Origin of the sequence: Proteus columbae, from assembly GCF_009914335.1 — a bacterium.
Classification (GTDB): Bacteria; Pseudomonadota; Gammaproteobacteria; order Enterobacterales; family Enterobacteriaceae; genus Proteus.
The window spans coordinates 2,946,416-2,965,332 of record NZ_CP043925.1 but is presented as its reverse complement, the minus strand read 5'-3'; the positions used below and the strand labels follow the sequence as shown (position 1 = coordinate 2,965,332).

The window sequence follows — 18,917 nt, the reverse complement described above, 5'->3', positions numbered from 1 at the left end:
AGAGAGCTAATCATGAACACACCGAATATTGTCTGGACCCGCATTGATGAACGTTTACTCCATGGTCAAATCCGCATTACATGGGGTAAACATACGGAAGCAAACCTGATTTTAGTGGCTAATGATGACGCAGCAGAAGGCCCCAATGCCGCATTTATGCAAGCTGGAATGAAAGCATCAGCTGGTGGTGAATATGCTGTTCGCTTCTTCTCTATTCAAAAAACCATTGATGTTATTAGTAAAGCATCACCTCGTCAGAAAATTTTTGTTTTGTGTAATAACCCAACAGATGTTGCCCGTTTAGTGGAAGGGGGCGTGCCTATTACTCATTGTAATGTTGGCAATATGCATTTTCATGAAGGGAAACGCCAAATTGCGAAAACCGTGTCAGTCAATGAAACAGACATTGATGCGTTTAAAAGGCTCGTTGCAAATGGTGTAACTTGCACAATTCAAAACACTCCCGATCAGACACCTGTTGATGTGTTAGCACTCGCATCAGCCTGATAATTTCCTGAGCAAAAAACCTGCATTAGCAGGTTTGAGGATTATTTATGATTTTTGAAGCTTCTTTAGTGGCTTTATGGGCCTTCTTTTGCGGTATAGATAAGTATGACGTTGCATTAAATATTCACAGACCATTAATCACAGGGCCTGTTGTGGGGCTGATTATGGGTGATATGCAGGTTGGATTGATTGCGGGTGCAACGTTAGAGCTCGCATGGTTAGGACTAGTTCCCAATGCGGGTGCTCAGCCACCTGATGTGACATTAGGGACAATCGCTGCGGTTGCTTTTGCGGTAATGACAAAACAATCACCAGAAGTTGCAATGGGAATTGGGATGCCTATTGCTGTGTTAATGCAAATGCTCGTGATTGGTTTCTTTGCTGTGACCGCTTTCACCATGGGAAAAGCAGATAGATACGCAGAAAGAGCCGATGCAGCAGGTATTTCACGGCTACTGATCATCACGATTACGGTGCGTTCATTACTCTATGCTTTGGTTGCTTTTGTTACGGTTTATTTCGGTGAACATGCTGCTCAATGGATTGATGAAAATACACCAAAAGTCTTGCTAGAAGGCTTAGGTATTGGCGCGAAAATGGTTCCTGCAATTGGTTTCGCCATGTTGCTAAAAATCATGTGGTCAAAAGAAGTGGCAGGTGTGTTCTTTATTGGCTTCGTGATGACGACTTATCTGAAACTTCCAATTATGGCGGTCGCTATTTTAGGCGCGTCAGCCGCAGCACTTTACTTCTTCTTTAGTGGTAATAACAAAAATTCAAGTCAGCAGAATGAGGATTTCGAAGATGGTATCTGATAACAGCACCGCATTGAAAACGCAGGATAAACCAGAAACGGGTTCTTTGATTGATGGCATTGATGAATACCAAGATACCACTGTCAGAAAAGTTATCACTAAGGGCGATCTCTGGAAGTGTGCGTTCCGTGGCTTGTTTATGGAAGGTAACTTCAACTTTGAACGTATGCAAGGTGGTGGGTTTGCGTTCTCAATTATTCCAGCATTGAAAAAAATTCACGGAAATAACAAACGTGACTATGCAACATCATTAAAAAACCATCTACAGTTTTTTAATGCAAGTCCAAAGCTGTTTACCTTCCTATTAGGAACAGCCGTTGCAATGGAAGAAAACAAAGAGAAACCTTCTACTGTTAACGTGATGAAAGTTGCAGGCATGGGGCCAACTGGGGGTATTGGTGACGCTATTGACCATATGACCTTAATGCCACTGACATTAGCATTAGGTGCTTCCATTGCAATGGAAGGATCAATTGCAGGGCCTTTTGTTTTCTTCTTTTTATACCAAATTGTGCACTTTTTAGTGTATTTCGGGCTGATGTTCATGGGCTATCGCGCAGGTACGGCGGCGATGGTCAATATGAGTGATGCCACTGAAAAACTGGCTAAAGCCGCCAATATTATGGGGATCTTTGTCATTGGTGCGCTCTCCGCGACCTTTATCAAGGTGCAAACCACCGCCTCGCTAGAGCTGGGAGGGAAGGTGGTTGAATTGCAAACCGCGCTCTTTGACAAAATTATGCCGAATTTACTGCCTCTGTGCTTAGTTTTCCTGATGTACAAAATGGTTAAAAGCACCGGTTTTTGGGGAAAACCTCCGGTATTGATTTTCTCAACTTTAGCCTTTGGCGTTATCGGTCACGTATTAGGATTCTTATAACAGAGAGCCTTTTTCACCGCCGTTATTGTCAGTCGAAATACATTATTAACTTGCTATAAACGGGCAGGAGAGCCTTCTGCTGCCCGCAAGGAGTCACTCATGATAGGTCTTATTGTTTCAGGACATCTTAATTTTGCCTCAGGCATGGCTTCTGCTGTAAAGGCTATTGCAGGCGAACAAGAAGATATCGCGTTTATCGATTTTGTTGAGTCAATCTCTCCTGATGAGCTTGAAGAAAAAATGCGTGAAGCGATCGACTCAATGTCATGCCAGCAATATCTCTTTTTAACCGATTTACCCGGTGGAACCCCTTGTAATCGTGCCATGGCAATTATGATGCAAAATCCCGCCGTTGAAGTGTTAGCTGGGGTTAATTTACCCATGATTGTGAATGCAGCTTTTGAACGAGAAGGATGTTCAACCTCAGAACTCGTGCAAACGCTACGGGAAATTGGTCAAGACAGTATTCAAGATATTCGTGAGCAATTGGCTCAAATAGACAGTAATGATGCTGATGAAGAAGACGGCTTATGAGTCAGCAATATGCCATTTTAGCCGATAGAACCTTTACGCCAGAAGGTATTCGCTATCTCTGTTATGTCCGTGTTAAGGGTGAAAATATTGAATCAATCACCACAGAGGCGCCGACAGATTGCCCTATTATTCGCCTAAAAGGTAAATCATTATTACCGGGTTTTGTGGATATTCATATTCATGGCCGTGAAGGGGCGGATGTAATGGATGCCACTCAACAAGGGTTACAAACCATTGCGGATGCGCTTGTGAAAACGGGTGTCGTTGCATGGGTGGGTACAACCGTTACCGCGCCTATGGAGGATATTCGTGACGCGTTATCACAAGTGCGTGAGTTCTTATCAACGCCACAAACTTCGGGTGCATTGTTACTAGGCAGTTTTTTAGAGGGGCCTTATTTTACAGAGCGTCATCGAGGCTCTCACCCTGTTAAATATCTCAAAGCACCGACAATTTCAGAGCTAGAAACATTACTCGAAAGTGCGGGAGATACGCTATTGCGTGTCGCTGTTGCACCTGAAGCACAAGGCTCTATGGAGGCGATTGATTGGTTGGTCAAGCGAGGTATTAAGCCAAGTGTAGCGCATACCGCGGCAACTTATGAGCAAACTTCAGATGCATTTTTGCATGGTGCTGATTGTGGTGTGCATTTATATAACGGTATGACGGGGCTTCACCATCGTGAGCCTGGATGTTGTGGTGCAGTGTTGTATCACAATGTTTTAGCTGAACTTATTGCTGATGGTATTCATGTTCATCCTGTCATGATGCAATTGGCGTATCGCATGAAAGGATATCAGCAGCTTGCCTTAATTACTGATTGTATGCGTGCGGGTGGTTTACCTGATGGTGATTACACACTGGGTGCACAAATAGTCAGTGTGACTCAAGGTCAGGCAAAAACCGCAGATGGCTCTTTGGCGGGAAGCACTTGTAGCCTAGATAGTGCATTGCGAAATATGGTGCAACTAGCACATGTACCCGAATGGGAAGCGGTACAAATGGCGAGTGCAATTCCTGCCGAATATCTCGGTATCAGCGATCAATTGGGTTATATCAAAGCGGGTCGACAAGCCAGCTTTGCTGTGGTGGATGAGTGTTTTCATCTCACCGATACATTCATCAGAGGAAATCATATTTACTCTGTATCCGGGGAAAATGCATAGCCTTTTGGCTTATGCTCCCATCAGTAAAAATGAGGTATTTATAATGGAAATTCGTCAGCCAATTCATAGTGAACACGCTAAAAGGCTTGATACAGAAGGGCTTCGTAAGGAGTTCCTGATTGAGAACCTATTCTGTGAAGGGGAAATGAATCTCACTTATAGCCATATAGATCGCATTATTGTTGGCGGTATTGTTCCTACAACACAACCTTTAGCATTAATGGCAGGTAAAGCATTAGGCGTTGATTTCTTTTTGGAAAGACGTGAATTAGGTGCCATTAATATTGGTGGTGCAGGTAAAGTGATTGTTGATGGAGAAGTGTTTGAGATTGGCCCTCGTGAAGCCATTTATATCGGAATGGGCGCAAAATCTGTTGAATTCACTAGTGATTCTGTAGAAACGCCAGCGCGTTTTTATATGAACTGCGCACCTGCTCATCATACTTATCCAACGCGTAAAATTACGCAACAACAAGCTTCGCCAGAAAAAATTGGTAATGTAGAAAACTGCAACGTTCGTACTATCTATAAATTCTTACACCCTTCAGTGTTACCAACATGTCAATTATCAATGGGCATGACCGTTCTTGAGCCAGGTAGTTTATGGAACACCATGCCATGTCATACCCACGAACGCCGTATGGAAGTGTATCTCTATTTCGATATGAAAGATGACAATGTCGTTTTCCATTATATGGGAGAGCCAACCGAAACCCGTCATTTAGTGGTCCGCAATGAACAAGCGGTGATAAGCCCTAGTTGGTCAATCCATTCAGGTGTTGGGTCTGCATCCTATACCTTTATTTGGGGAATGGTCGGTGAAAATCAGGTATTCCACGATATGGATCACGTTGCAATGAAAGATCTGAAATAACCACGAATAGTCACATTTTTTCTTACCCTACAGATAAAAAAGGTGTGGCTATAAGGCCACATCTGAGAGGTTACTGATATGAATTTATTTGATTTAAGTGGCAAGGTTGCCATTGTCACAGGTTGTAATACAGGGCTAGGGCAAGGTATGGCCGTTGGTTTAGCGCAAGCTGGGGCTGATATTGTGGGTGTCGGTATTCAAGATGCACCCGAAACGCGTCAGCAAGTCGAAGCATTGGGTCGTCGTTTTCATTACATTACACAAAATTTAATGAAACAAGATGGATTACAAGCTGTGGTAGATGAAGCGGTTTCAGTTATGGGCCGTCTTGATATTCTGGTCAATAATGCAGGCATTATTCGTCGAGAAGATCTTTTGGAGTTTAGTGAAAAAGATTGGGATGATGTTATTGATATTAATCAGAAAACACTGTTTTTCTTATCACAAAAAGTTGCCCGCCAATTTGTAAAACAAGGAGAGGGTGGCAAGATAATTAACATTGCCTCTATGCTCTCTTATCAAGGTGGTATTCGTGTACCTTCTTACACAGCAAGTAAATCTGCGGTGATGGGATTAACTCGTGCATTAGCGACCGAGTTATCTCAATACAACATCAACGTTAATGCGATTGCTCCGGGCTATATGGCAACAGATAACACGGCTGCTTTACGTGCTGATGATGCACGTAATGCAGCTATTTTAGAACGTATTCCTGCAGGACGCTGGGGAACCCCTGAAGACGTTGCAGGCCCTGCGATTTTCTTAGCTTCTAAAGCCAGTGATTATGTTAATGGATACACAATTGCGGTTGATGGTGGTTGGTTAGCTCGTTAAATTCATGGAGAAATAGGATGGAACACGCTAATACAGAGGCTTTGCAAAAAGGTATCGTATTGCAAAATATGAAGCGAGTGTATCGTTACCAATCGGCTAATCAAGTTCGCAGTGTTCGCCGCCGTAGTGGTAAAACCCGTTTTATAAAGGATACGGATTGGGAACGCGGTGTTTTATGGAGTTGCGTAAGTGCTGCATGGCAGGCAACGCAAGACGAAGAGTACCTTAATGGTGTGTTAAATTACACGTTGCATACAGGATTTCGAACAGGACCAAATGCACGTTTTGCGGATGATCATGTCTGTGCTCAAGCTTATCTCGCCATAAGTCCGCTGTTTGAGCAACTTGAAGTGATTGAGCCAACCATTAAAGCATTCGACATTATGCTTAATGATCCTAAGCCGGGTCGTGAAGATTGGTGGTGGTGCGATGCGCTCTTTATGGCCCCTCCAGGGTTTGCTGCATTATCAGAAATAACGGGTGAGCGACGTTATTTAGATTATATGCACACAGCTTATTGGGATGCGATTGAGCATTTACGTGATCCTGAAACAGGACTTATTTTCCGTGATCATCGTTATATTCCTGATGGTCACGGAAATGAAATGCGTGAAGCTAACGGTGAAAAAGTATTTTGGAGCCGTGGTATTGGCTGGGTTTTAGCTTCAGTTCCTCGTATTCTTCAATATATGCCCGATGATTATCATGGTCGTGAACGCTATATTGTATTGTTTAAAGAATTAGCGACATCCATTCTAGGTTATCAACATGAAGATGGTTTTTGGCGAACCAGTTTATTAGATCCTGATAATTTCCCTGCGCCTGAAAGTTCAGCAACAGCGCTATTTTGTTATGGGCTAGCATGGGGAATTAATCAGGGAGTATTAGAGAAAGAAGTCTATTTCCCTGCATTAAACAGAGCATGGGCGGCATTACAAACCTGTATTCATGACAATGGCATGATAGGCTGGGTTCAACTTCCGGCATTTAACCCTCGTGAAGTGAAGTTTGAACATAATATGGATTATGGTGCTGGTGCTTATTTATTAGCAGGGAGTGAAGTGTTAAAACTTTCGTGAAATAGCTAGACCCTTGATATTGACGCTTCGTTTTCTTACACGCTCTATTATGCCTTCCGTGTAATATTTTCCTTATTAGGATGCCGACCAAAAATAGGGGTCGGCTTTTTTTTATATTTAAATTAATAAAATAAGAGGTAACAGTAATTTGTTACCTCTTACTATAAATTAGGGTACTTAGATTAAACCGTAATAACTTAATTCGAAAACTGCGGGGGATTTCTCCCCCACAAGGTTAGTGTTTATTATTAATAAACTTAACCTGAACATTTATATATTCACTATTAATCGTGAAATTCTCAATTGGATTATTATAGAATAAGGTTATCAATAATACGGTGATATTTACACTAATAATAATCATACTAATAAGAGAATATTTGTTCATTTTCTTGACAGCTCCTTTATAAGGAGGCAGAATCAAGTTCTCGGGTTTGAGTCGGCCTCGGTTAATGTTTAAATAACGTAATCGGGGCTTTTCTCTTTCTGGCCTTTACAAAATGCTTGAACCAGATTGATCCAAGCACCCGCGCAGAGAATAGCAAAATATTTATTTGAGACAACACATTTATTATCAATAATAAATTATTCGATTTGTTTTCGTTATTTTAAATAAATAATTGATTCGCTAATGGGTGTAACTAATAAAATAAGAGGTAACAGTAATTTGTTACCTCTTATTATAAATTAGGGTGCTTAGATTAAACCGTAATCACTTAATTAGAAAACTGCGGGGGATTTCTCCCCCACAAGGTTAGTGTTTATTATTGATAAACTTAACCTGAACATTTATATATTCACTATTAATCGTGAAATTCTCTATTGGATTATTATAGAATAAAGTTATCAGTAATACGGTGATATTTACACTAATAACAATCACACTAATCAGAGAATATTTGTTCATCTTCTTGACAGCTCCTCTATAAGGAGGCAGAATCAAGTTATCACACTGGAGACGGCCTCGGTTAATATACAATATATTTTCCGGGGCTTTTCTCTTTCTGGTGCTTGCAAAATGCTTGAACCAGATTGATCCAAGCACCCGCGCAGAGAATAGCAAAATATTTATTTGAGACAACACATTTATTATCAATAATAAATCATTCGATTTGTTTTTGTTATTTTAAATAAATAACTGATTCGCTAATATAATAAACCCCTCGGTATTTTTATATCGAAGGGTTTTAATTGAAATATTAAACTATTTACTTAACTAAACTAATTACAATAGGTGTTGCTTGTATTGTCGTAGTAGTAATAAGCGTATTATCATTCTGATGTTTAATAATAACACCTGATTGAGATGTTGCTAATTTCCACACTCCTTTTACGGTAATTGTGCTACTTATTGGTTTAGAGTCGGCCGTTAACCATTGACGAGAATAAACACTGACTTCGACTTGATTTCTATTATTATCAATTTGGTCAGCTTCAATGCCTTGATATAAATTTAAATCAGGATTAACAATACTCAATGTTAACTGTTGGTTTTGTGCTTTAGCCATCACCATAGTAGGTGCATCACTCGATAATAATATTGCTTGAGGTGATTTTAATTGTGTCGCTTCAAAAAAAGCATACCCTTCTTCTTGGGTGATTTTATCTTTTACCGCATGCAATTGATTATTATGTTGCAATACAGTGTATTCAGGTGCTTTATTATCTTGTGACTCAATCGCTATCGCATACTCATAAGTCGCATCACTAGGTGCGTTACCATGAGAGATCACGGCTGTTGCAAATAGTTGTTCTGTTGGTTTTGAATTTCTATCATCAAGAGAATGCTGTTTTTGATAACTAAATTCTACGGTTTGTCCTTTAGTGAGCTTATATAAATTACCAGCAGGATCAATTAAAGTATCTGCATTATTTAAAGTTAATTGAGTACCTAATTGATTAACCTCTTTGCCATTAATTATCACAGATTGTAATTTAGGAACAGCAAATTGGAACAGTGTGGTTTCTGTTGTATGCTGTTTGTCCGTATTTTCAATGCCCGATCCTAATGCAATAACCCTATTATCAAATAAGAAATAGGATTTATTAGCTCTTAAGCTTTGTTGTTGATATTTGCTGTGACCATGTAATTTCATGGCAAACATACCGTTATTATTTAATGTATTTGCACCAGAATAGCTTTCTGTTGAAAGCAACATTTCTTCAATACCTGCACTCGGTAATTGGTTTAATTTTGCTTCAAGTTCATCATAAGGAAGATGAATTGTCGTGGTACCTGGATATCGATTCCAATCCCATCCTGCATGGCTAAACCCTGATTGTGCTAAGTTTGCGGGTATGATTTCCAATTGACCATACTGTAAGTAGCGTCCATAACGATTGTTATTTTCATAACTTTCATTACCAACAAGATAACGACTAAATCCGCGAGCGATAGCAAGCCAGCTTTGTTGTGGTGCTTGAATAGAGGCTCTACGCTGTATCGCCATCGAAGCATAGTTCATTGCCCATGCGCCAGTGGGTTCATTTTCAGCTTTAATACCTTCAAAACTGTCTTTGTTATCTAATTTTGCATAGGCCGCAGCCAATGTGGTATCTAATTTTTGTTTGCCATCAGGTGTACCGGCTAATGCCATCCATTTAAATGGTGCGATCCCTATTTTATGTAATCCAGTAGGATGGCGGCCACTTAATACCACGGGAATTTGTGTCTCTTTAGTGTAGATGCGCATTTTTAATAACACATCTTTTAAACGTTCATGGGCTGAAGATGAAAGACGGAAAGGGGAATCACTTAGCGCATAAACACTAGGAGCTAAACCACCAAAAGCATCTTTCGCATACGCTGGATAGTGCTGCGAGTGGTGAAAAATAGAACCATCAGGCTTGAAACCACCTGCAACACCTTTTGAACTTAGTATGGTTTTATTTAGCCAGTTTTGCAGTTGCGCTAAGGCTTGTTGGCGTTGTTGATAATCTGGCAACATCAGTAAGCTTTTTATCATCCACTGTAATTGTGTGTTGAGAATATCAACGTTTGCATCAACGATCTCATCGTCTTTTTCAAAAATTCGGCCTGTGGCGTTGTACCACATCATTGCCTGTTGTGTTGGTGCTAAAAGATGATTTTTTGCCAGAATATGACGACCAATAAACCATGCATCAAAAAGCTCTCTGGTTTGATATCCAACATGAGTAATAATTTGATAACCACTACCTCGTGTAAAACCTTGCTCAAGAACGTAACGAGTTCCTAATAAATAAAGATCTTCTAATTTTTTTCTATCGGCTACTGATAAGGAATTACTACGCAAGTAAATAGCAGTTTGCAGAAGAGTTTTACCTACATCTCTTAGCATATTAGTATCAAGTAATGCTTTTTTCGTCTCTTCACTAAATACGCCTTCAGCTTTCATAAAGTTTTGCCGGTTGGGGTGATCTAGTGCTTTTCCTGTTATTGATCCATCAGCGTGTTGTGTTAATTCTAATTTTTCCCAGAGTGCTAAATTTTTATCTAGCATATCTGAGGTAATTTTTTTATCGCTGTTAATTCCCTGATAATACTCAAAACGCTGATAAATTGATGCCATTTCAGCTTGATCATCATGAAACTCAGTATCGAAATTTAGAGTTGGATAATGCACTTTAAACATCTGATCGTACATCAGTAAAGCACTCCAGTTTTTACTGACCATGGTATTTACTGCATTATTAACATAAGGCACATTATCATCAGGAACTGCCCAGCGATTGTCTAACGGTACACTCATAATAATTTGGTCGAAAAAGAGAGTTCCAGCTTGATTTGGTGCCGTAATGACTAATTGATCTAATTTCCCTGTTGCAGTGCCTTTCATATCACGAAAGGGAACTGCAATACCTCGCCATCCTGTGAAATTAAGTTGAGCATCAAAACTTAATGCCACTTGATCATTTTGTTTGAATTGTAATGTGAGGGGCGATGATTGTGGTTTTTCATTGTAAATCCACATCATAAACGTGAGTGGTGTCGCGGTATCTTTATCATCCTGATAATTTACTTGATTATTAAGTGTTAATGTTGCTTGTGGTTGATATTGCCACTTGAGTGATTGAACGCCATCTTTGGCATGTTCTTTACTTAACGATAATTGATTGCTATTTGAAGTGACTAATGTATTTGGCATTTCACCTTCAAAGAGGTAAAGATCACCAAAAGGTTCATGAGAAAGAGAAGGTAATGCTTGTGCGGGTAAGGATAAGCAGAAACTTAGTGTAATAGCATGGGCTAAAGGATGTTTTATTAGCATAATCAGATTTCCTGCAAATAAAAAAGGAACGCGAATGCGTTCCTTTAAAGGTTAAATCAAGGGAGAGGTGAGAGTTTAATTTCTTGTGGAATACCAAAATAACTGGTGAAAGTGAGTTCGGTATTCTCACCAGAAACGCGATGTTTTACCTCACCATCTTTATCCACAGACTGCCATTTTCCATTAACGGTGACATTAATTGTGACAGGTGTTGCGGCTTTCTGCCGTGTCATATTTAAATCTGGTGTAACGGCACTGACAGTAAGTGTATTTCCTTGATGATGAGTCATTACAATCGCGGGTTTATCAACCTTTTTGATCCATTTATCTTCAATTGATGCAGATTGATAAAAGACATATCCCGTCACATTGCTGAGTTTATCGTAAATAATATGAACATCTTTATCTTTACGAAGAACCTGATATAACCCATTATTTTCATGGAACTTCTCTGCCATTTCTCTCATTTTTTCAGGAGTCGCATCTAAAAAGACCATATACTCATAACTGGAATCTTTAGGTTGAACGCTGTGATCAATCCACGCTGAACTGAAGTTCCCTTCCGTTGGTTGGCGATTTTTATTTTCAGCCGAGGTCTGGTGTTGGCGACTGACATTCACTTTTTCTGCTTGGGTAATTAAATAGCCATTACCGTTGCTATCGATGATCCAATCACCTTGTTTTAGCGTGGTTTGATAAGGGAAACTGTCAACTTTTTGCCCATTAATCCAGATGGTATTTAATGTTGGTGTAATGGCATGTTGGAATAACGTTGTTTCAACATTTTTATTTTTATCGCTGCTATTAATATTGCTACCGACAAAAATTAAATGGTTATCCGCCGCTAATACAGTTTTTTTAGCCGTAAAGTTAGGATCAAAACGCTCAAGATTAGCAGGATAAATAAGATCAAATGCCATCATGCCATATTTACCATCAAGGGCAGATGTTCCACTAAATCCACGCTCTCCACGTTGCATTAACGTATGAGGTTTAGGGCTATCTAACTCTTTAAGAGGAAGATGAATAGTGGTTGCTCCTGGCATTCTATTCCAATCCCAACCTTCTTGTTGATAGCCTTGTGAAAGCTGTGAGCCATTACTGACTATCTGGGCTACACCATGGCTTTGATAACGACCATAGCGGTTATCTTTGTTATAAATTTCAGATGACCAAACATTGGTGTTATACGCTTTTAGTGTCACCATTTTATCTTGCCAACGATGAATACCAAAGGCACCACCATTAAAGGCATAGAATCCTTGAGGAAGTGCTGCTGGTGCAATCTTTTCACCAAAAATAGCGCTCGATTCACTTTGCGTTTTATCACTAATGGCAAGATAAATAGAAGCGAGCGTTTTATCAGGTGATGGTTTTGCAGACATTGCAAGCCAGTAATAGCCTTGAGCAACCGATTTTAATGACGGTGAATTAAACGGGTGCCGCCCAGCTAAAGGTAATCCTACTTCAGGATTACTGTAGATCCATGCCGAAACCATGGCTTTTTTCAGGTTATTCCAACCACTTTCACCAACAGCAAAAGGTGTACCACGCAGTAAATAAATAAGCTGAGAGGCATTTTTAAAAGCAGGAAAAGAGTAACCCGGATAGTTACCTTCATGTCGCCATGCTGTACCATCAGGACGTAAACCATCTTTACCGCCTGGCGGTACTTGAGTTAATGCACCAGTAATGTAATGACTGAAAGTATTAACTAAGTTGATGCGCTTTTGATCATCAGGCTCTAGCAATAATAAAGCCAAGTGCTGACGAGATAAGGTGTTGAAATAGTCTAAATCTGAACTGTCTGCTCCTACCTTCATATCAAAACTACTTTTAAACTCTCGTGAATACCACAGTAATGAGTCATAAACTTGAGTTTGTAGATTGGCTTCTTTTAGGGCATCAGACATTAATAATGTAGATATATACCACCAACGAGAACTGTATCCCCAGTGATGAGTTGTGACTAATGCACTCCCTTTAACAAAGCCTTGATCTAATAAATGCTTTGTCATTAATAAGTACATCTGTTTTAACTGGGCTTTTTGTGACGGATCTTTTTCAAGAACATAAGCACGACTGATATTAAACATTAATGTCGTGTAATTACCTAAAATAACGTAATTATCAAAAAGCGACTTATCTTGAGAATTAAGGTTTTCTGGTTGATAAATAATGGTTTGTTTATCCGTGATCAGATGTCGCCCTTGTATTCCACCATCCGCTAAAGTGTGAATGTTAAGTGCATCAAAATCACTTTTTAACTTGCTGATATTTTCTTCTAACGCGAGATTTGTTTCTTTTTCGCCACCCACAAATTCATTAATAAGACGTTGGCGAATAAGGTCAATTGCCGCTAAATTTTCAGGTGTTACAGGTAATTGAGGCTGTACAGTGTGAAATTGAATTTCTGGCTCTGATAAGCGTGTTTTTATTTGATAATCAGACCATTGATAGCGAGCATCATCGATAGAAAACATAATACGATCGATATATATTTCGCCTTGCCCCACATTAGACGGGGATTTAAATCGTATACTGTCAACATTTGCACCCAAAGCACGACCGACGCTATCTTGAGAGCCATCTGACGAGGTATTCATGGGATTTAATGTCATTTCACGGTTTTCAAGGTCGTTATTTAGTGAAATACCCACTGCGCGCCAACCCGTAAAATTCAGTTTTACTTTAAAGCCCGCTTGCGCTTCGCTGTTGGCGTTAAGTTTTTCACCAAAATCAACAGTGAGATAGCCATTAATCGGTTTTTCGTTATAAAGCCAAAATGATAAAACGGGTGTAGATGCACGTCCCCATGCTTTAGAGGCTTCTTTGTCTGTTGGTACAATCAGCTTTTTATGCAAAGTAAAACTACTGCCACCTTTCCATTTCCACAAAAGGGATTGGCTTCCCATAATGCTGCGCTTATCAGATAACGTTAGTGTTGAGTTTTTATCTGTTGTGAAATCAGCTAACGGATTATTTTGGGCAAAATGATATATTTCAGACTGCATCAGATTATTAGGATCAAATGCAGGATTGTTTGTTGCTGCCATTGCATTATAAGGGGCTGATAATAGCCCCAATGTCATGGTAAGTGCAGTAAAGCGAAATATCGGCATATTTATTCTCCTTAGAAACGCTGGCTAACAGTAAAACCAATGCGCCCTTCATTGAATTTGTCATAACGCTGATATCCCATCGTTGTGCCTAAATTTAGCGTGTTGGTAATATCGAGATTGGCACCTAATTCTGCACTAATAATGTCACCGCCAACGGCATTTCCTTTAATATCAAAAGTGCTTCCTCCAGTATTAAAATAAGTGAGGCTGTGGCGTTGATTAATATTATTTTCCCCCGCAATATCTTTGAAATAACGGAGATTAAGTGATGGTGTTAATTTGCCATAAGAGGTTTGATAGCTATTCCATAAAGCAACAGATCCTCCTAATTGATTAACTGCGTAGCGTTGACCATAAGTACGCATTGATAATGCCGAACCTGTTTCTTCCCACGAATCAATATTTAGCCATTGATATTGGTAAGTCAGCATTGGTTTAATATGGATGAAATCAAAATCAAAATAGGTTCCTGCATTAATCTGATAACCTAATTGCACACCAGAATAATCACCTTTTGCTTTGGTATTTCCTTGCCATCCGGTATTGCCGCCGATATCTCGCTCGCTATCGACAGTGTAATAACCAATATTTAAATTACCGTTTAGGAATAATGTGTCACTATACCAACCGGTGTAAGGCATAAATTCAAAATGGTTAATTTCTTTACTTGCGTTACGTTGTTTCGCGTCAGCTTTGGCGTAGTTATAAGCAAAAGAAACGCCGATAAGAGCATCTTGATTAATTTCGTAATCAGTACCGATTTGAATACCTGTGCGGTAAGTGTTGTAACCGTTAATGCCACCTTGATTACTTTGTGTACCGTAACCGTACAGCATATTAACCCAGCTATTCCAGCCAGCTTCTCTTTCTTCAATAGGTAATTGGTTATCATAGCGTAAATAGCGATGAGCAATATTATTGCGCATATCTTCAACCATGATTAATCCCGCTTGAATATCACTACCATCAGCGATAGGGGCTAAATCATTCGATAATGCGGCAATATTATTATCGTCATTTCCTGCGGCGACTAATAAACTCAGTGCTTCATCTGAAACTTGGCTACGCGTATTATTAAATTCATTTAATACGGTTGGAATAACAAAGTTTGCTGCTGCTAATCCATTTTCACTTACATTGCCACGTTCCGCTGCACTAATAAAATTATTGCCGCCTTCATAACTAATACCATAACGTGCAACTAACTGATTGCCACTAACGCCACCACTAATATTCGGCGGTGTGGTTTCTAACCATGAATCTGTTTTTTCTAATAAAGGAGAAACATCTGGTGCAATGGCATTAGCATCAGTAACGGTGATACCAGCTTCGTCTTTAATGGCGGAATTCGAAGAAATTAATACGATATCTTTGTTAATGATATTATCGACACTGGTTCCTTTAAAATCTAATTTTGCTTGGCTACCTCTTTTAAAGGTGACATCACCATCAACATGGAGAATAGCGTCATCAGTATTGGTATTATCATCAAGGCGGAAAATAAGCTGACTATTTTCCTTATTCATGAAATTACCTTCCCAATGAATTGTTCTATCTTTTCCTTGGATAGTTAAATTGCCATGATTTTCAACTAATGGAACACCTGTGATTTTGTATCCATCAAATAAAGCGTTTTGAGCACCACCTTGATAAGCAAAGTTTATTTTAGTGTCAACGTGACCATTTCCTAGAATATCACCGTGGATCTCACCATTTACATCACTTCTAAAACCTGTATTCAGTGTTCTAAAGTCAATAGCCGCTGTTTTTCCTCGAATAATGGCGCCGTCTCTAATATAAACACCAGTACCTCGTTTTGGAAAATCGCCTTCAACAAGTATTGCTGTACCATTTTCACTGGTGACGTTAGCACCATTTAAATTAATATTACTGCTAAAAGAGGCACCCTGATTTATTTTGATTGCACTGGCACCATCACCCGTTACGGTAATATTTTTTGTGATTGCTTGAGCTTTATATTCTGTTGATGAACCATTAAATACAACGCCATCACCTTGTGAAACTGTGACATCTTTATCTATTTGAGCATTATTGCCATTATTAACATTAACGGTTTCACAGATATTTAAATTAGGATCACAATCAGCAGCCCACGCAGAACCATAAATAGCTGATAAAATAGCAGCGCTCAAAAATAACAATTTTTTATTTTTCACAATATAACTCCATGAACAATTATATGATTTTAATTATTAGAATGTTGCTCGGAATGAAACTTTGAAATAATCCTGAGTTGATTTACTACCATCATTTTTATTTTCAACTCGTTCATTATAATATTCCGTCATGACTCGCCATTGAGGTGATATTTGATAAGCCATTTGTAGGGTATAACGGGTCATATCTTTTTCGACATAAACACCTTTATTTGTTCTATCTTCTATTTTTCCAAAAATAGATTTACGCATTGATGGAGAAACAATTAATCCTATCGGTGTTGTCCAGTTAACATACATACGTAATTGCTGATTGTGGTTTGTTTCTTTTGTGTCGTATTCTTCGTGTCGAATAGCTTGCTTACCACCATCAAAATAAGCAACGGTTGTATTAATATTAGGAGTGACAAAATAGCGTAGACCAGGTTCAATTTCCCAGCCTAAGTAATCCGTGTTTGTGACACCATTACTACGTTTATCTTCTTTCTTTTGTAAGCCAAATAAAACGCTACCCGTTAAAGCCCAATTTTTATTGATTGGAAATTGGTAATTGGTTTTTGATTCATAGAAATCAATAGTTAATCTACTTCCATTATCATAGTTAGTGAGATCTTGACGTACTTTTAAACCAGGTTGGATCCAACCATTATTTAATTTAAAACGATAGCTACCCTGTAAATCATAACGCTGATAACGGTTTTTATTGTCATGCTCACGTTGACGAAAACCAACATCGAAATACCAGTTAGACTTATCAGGATTAATATTAAAATCTACACGATAACCAGCATAGTTATTTGGTGTATCGTAATCTGCTGTTTCCCACGAAAACATGGCATTGACATTAGCTGCTTGAGAATGAAAAGAAGTTAAACCTAAGCCAAGAAGAGGTAAAAAAAGAGCAATACGAAGTTTGTTCATGGTATATATCCAATTCTTTATTCGCTTTTATTTGTGTCAATTTTTAGGTGTAGGACATCTTTCCCTTTGTTTTATTAAAAGGATTTTTTATATCAGCGAATTGGGTTTATATATAGCGCCATAATATTATGGCGCAGATATTTTTATTATTTTTCTTTACATGTTGATATTGTTTTATTTAATTTATTGGTTGTAGCCGTAATAAATTCAGTGGCGCGCCAAGAATCTCCTGTTTTTTCCAACCAAGGGGTTAATTCTTCTTTAATTAACTTCTCAATTAAAGGCATATTATCTTTGGCAATATTTTTCATTTGATATGGATCGTTCACATTGTCATATAAAGTATATTTTAATGGCTGTCCATCTTGTCTATCTATAACCAAAGTATGAGTTTTGGTTCTGACACCTCGTTTACCGAATGAAGGTTCACCATAAGGAATAAAGAGATAAAGCTGAGAATTTGCTGTGTCGCCTTTGCCTGTGACTACCCTATCTGCAAGATTAGTACCTTCTACGGAATCAGGGATCCATTCCGATAAACCAAGTAGTCCTAAGATAGTTGGGTAAATATCAGGTGCTGACATTAATGCATCGTCAGTGCCTGGTTTAATTTTACCCGGTAAACGAAACATCATAGGAACACGCATAGATTCTTCATAAGGATTATTTTTTGTTGCTTGTCCATTTGCCCCTAAGCAACTGCCATGATCAGAGAAGAAAACAACGAGAGTATTATCTGCAAGACCTTGTTTTTCTAATTCATCTACGATGCGACCAAATTGCTCATCAACACCGTTGACCATTGCCATATATTCTTTGAAATATTGAGGACCATAACCTTCTTGATATTCAGTATCCCATTGTACATTTGGGCGTGTATTTAGCTCTTTTGACGTTTTACCTTGATAAGCATCGAGGTACTTTTTCGGTACTTGATCATAAGGTGAATGAGGAGGGTTCATTGAAACCACTAATGCAAATGGTTTTGAATTATCTCTAAATTGATTGTTTTCATTTTTGAGGAACTTGATTGCCATATCAGCTTCATGTTCAGGTCCCCATTGATCAATGTAAATTGGCTTATCACGAGGGGTATCGTTTGCCCAATACATTGGTTTTAAATGTAAATCATAAGTGCCATAAGAATACCAAAAATCAAAACCATGACGTCTATCTGGTGCTGCCCATTCATTCCAATAACGACCTTCCATTGGATTGTTGTAACTTTTAATAAACGGTTCGTAAGGTGCGTCAAGGTGCCATTTACCAATATAGCCTGTGCTGTAATCGAGAGATTTTAAAACATCCGACCAACATTTTGCATAAGGCGATAAATCAATACCCACTTTTCCACCGTAATCATGAGCATTACCTGTAATGCCATTGCGTACAGGATATTGTCCTGTCATAAACATGCCCCGAAAAGGAGAACACAAAGGATAGTTTGATGCCATTTGTGTCATTACTTTGGCTTGCTTCGCAAATTTATTAAGATTAGGTGTAATTGAAGGATCTTCCCCCATAAACTGCAGAGCGTGAGCACGCATTTCATCAGGAAAAACAATTAATAAATTAGGCGCGTTTTCTGGGCGCGTTGGTTTGTTAGGCGTAGAGCTCCCTGAATTAGCAAGAACAGGGGTAGAAACAGACATTGCCGCACCGCTGGCTGCGAGTCCTTTGATAAAAGTTCTGCGGGAAACAGTCATTGCTTCCTCCTATTTTACGTTTACTTTCGAATTGGTGTCTTTTATCTTATTT

13 protein-coding genes are annotated in these 18,917 nt (G+C 39.0%); 8 read left to right on the top strand and 5 right to left on the bottom strand.

Annotated features, from left to right (window positions below; translation table 11 throughout):
• Positions 1-12 precede the first annotated feature (12 nt).
• From agaV to F1325_RS13965, 8 genes are all read left to right on the top strand, one after another.
• Positions 13-507, top strand: coding sequence for a PTS N-acetylgalactosamine transporter subunit IIB (gene agaV / locus F1325_RS14000; protein WP_109371242.1), 495 nt, complete (start codon positions 13-15; stop codon positions 505-507).
• Between the two features lie 47 nt (positions 508-554).
• Entirely contained in the window at positions 555-1,322 is a 768-nt protein-coding gene (gene agaW / locus F1325_RS13995) for a PTS N-acetylgalactosamine transporter subunit IIC (RefSeq protein ID WP_099074752.1), read from the top strand.
• Entirely contained in the window at positions 1,312-2,202 is an 891-nt protein-coding gene (locus F1325_RS13990) for a PTS system mannose/fructose/sorbose family transporter subunit IID (protein WP_109371240.1), read from the top strand. Before agaW ends, F1325_RS13990 begins: the two co-directional genes overlap by 11 nt.
• 99 nt (positions 2,203-2,301) lie before the next feature.
• Complete coding sequence (gene agaF, locus F1325_RS13985) at positions 2,302-2,736, top strand: PTS galactosamine/N-acetylgalactosamine transporter subunit IIA (protein ID WP_109371238.1); 435 nt, start codon at positions 2,302-2,304, stop codon at positions 2,734-2,736.
• Positions 2,733-3,902: an N-acetylglucosamine-6-phosphate deacetylase gene (nagA, locus tag F1325_RS13980; RefSeq protein ID WP_109371236.1), complete on the top strand. Its 1,170-nt coding sequence runs from the start codon at positions 2,733-2,735 to the stop codon at positions 3,900-3,902. The genes agaF and nagA overlap by 4 nt, the downstream gene beginning before the upstream one ends.
• Before the next feature lie 43 nt (positions 3,903-3,945).
• Entirely contained in the window at positions 3,946-4,776 is an 831-nt protein-coding gene (gene kduI / locus F1325_RS13975) for a 5-dehydro-4-deoxy-D-glucuronate isomerase (protein ID WP_109371234.1), read from the top strand.
• 78 nt (positions 4,777-4,854) lie between these two features.
• Positions 4,855-5,610, top strand: a complete 756-nt coding sequence (kduD, locus tag F1325_RS13970) for a 2-dehydro-3-deoxy-D-gluconate 5-dehydrogenase KduD (RefSeq protein ID WP_109371232.1) — start codon at positions 4,855-4,857, stop codon at positions 5,608-5,610.
• A 17-nt stretch (positions 5,611-5,627) separates the two neighbouring features.
• Positions 5,628-6,689 (top strand): glycoside hydrolase family 88/105 protein, encoded by a 1,062-nt coding sequence (locus tag F1325_RS13965; protein WP_109371230.1) that lies wholly within the window; start codon positions 5,628-5,630, stop codon positions 6,687-6,689.
• A gap of 1,208 nt (positions 6,690-7,897) precedes the next feature.
• Here the strand turns inward: F1325_RS13965 and F1325_RS13960 are convergent.
• The 5 genes from F1325_RS13960 to F1325_RS13940 form a co-directional block, all read right to left on the bottom strand.
• Complete coding sequence (locus tag F1325_RS13960) at positions 7,898-10,939, bottom strand: chondroitinase family polysaccharide lyase (RefSeq protein ID WP_160230600.1); 3,042 nt, start codon at positions 10,937-10,939, stop codon at positions 7,898-7,900.
• A 56-nt stretch (positions 10,940-10,995) separates the two neighbouring features.
• Positions 10,996-14,061, bottom strand: coding sequence for a chondroitinase family polysaccharide lyase (locus tag F1325_RS13955; RefSeq protein ID WP_160230599.1), 3,066 nt, complete (start codon positions 14,059-14,061; stop codon positions 10,996-10,998).
• An 11-nt stretch (positions 14,062-14,072) separates the two neighbouring features.
• Positions 14,073-16,238 carry an autotransporter outer membrane beta-barrel domain-containing protein gene (locus F1325_RS13950; RefSeq protein WP_109371222.1) on the bottom strand — a complete coding sequence of 722 codons (2,166 nt, stop codon included), beginning with the start codon at positions 16,236-16,238 and terminating at the stop codon, positions 14,073-14,075.
• A gap of 36 nt (positions 16,239-16,274) precedes the next feature.
• Positions 16,275-17,159 carry an OmpG porin family protein gene (locus F1325_RS13945; RefSeq protein ID WP_109371220.1) on the bottom strand — a complete coding sequence of 295 codons (885 nt, stop codon included), beginning with the start codon at positions 17,157-17,159 and terminating at the stop codon, positions 16,275-16,277.
• A gap of 146 nt (positions 17,160-17,305) precedes the next feature.
• Complete coding sequence (locus F1325_RS13940) at positions 17,306-18,865, bottom strand: sulfatase-like hydrolase/transferase (RefSeq protein WP_109371218.1); 1,560 nt, start codon at positions 18,863-18,865, stop codon at positions 17,306-17,308.
• Positions 18,866-18,917: the final 52 nt, after the last annotated feature.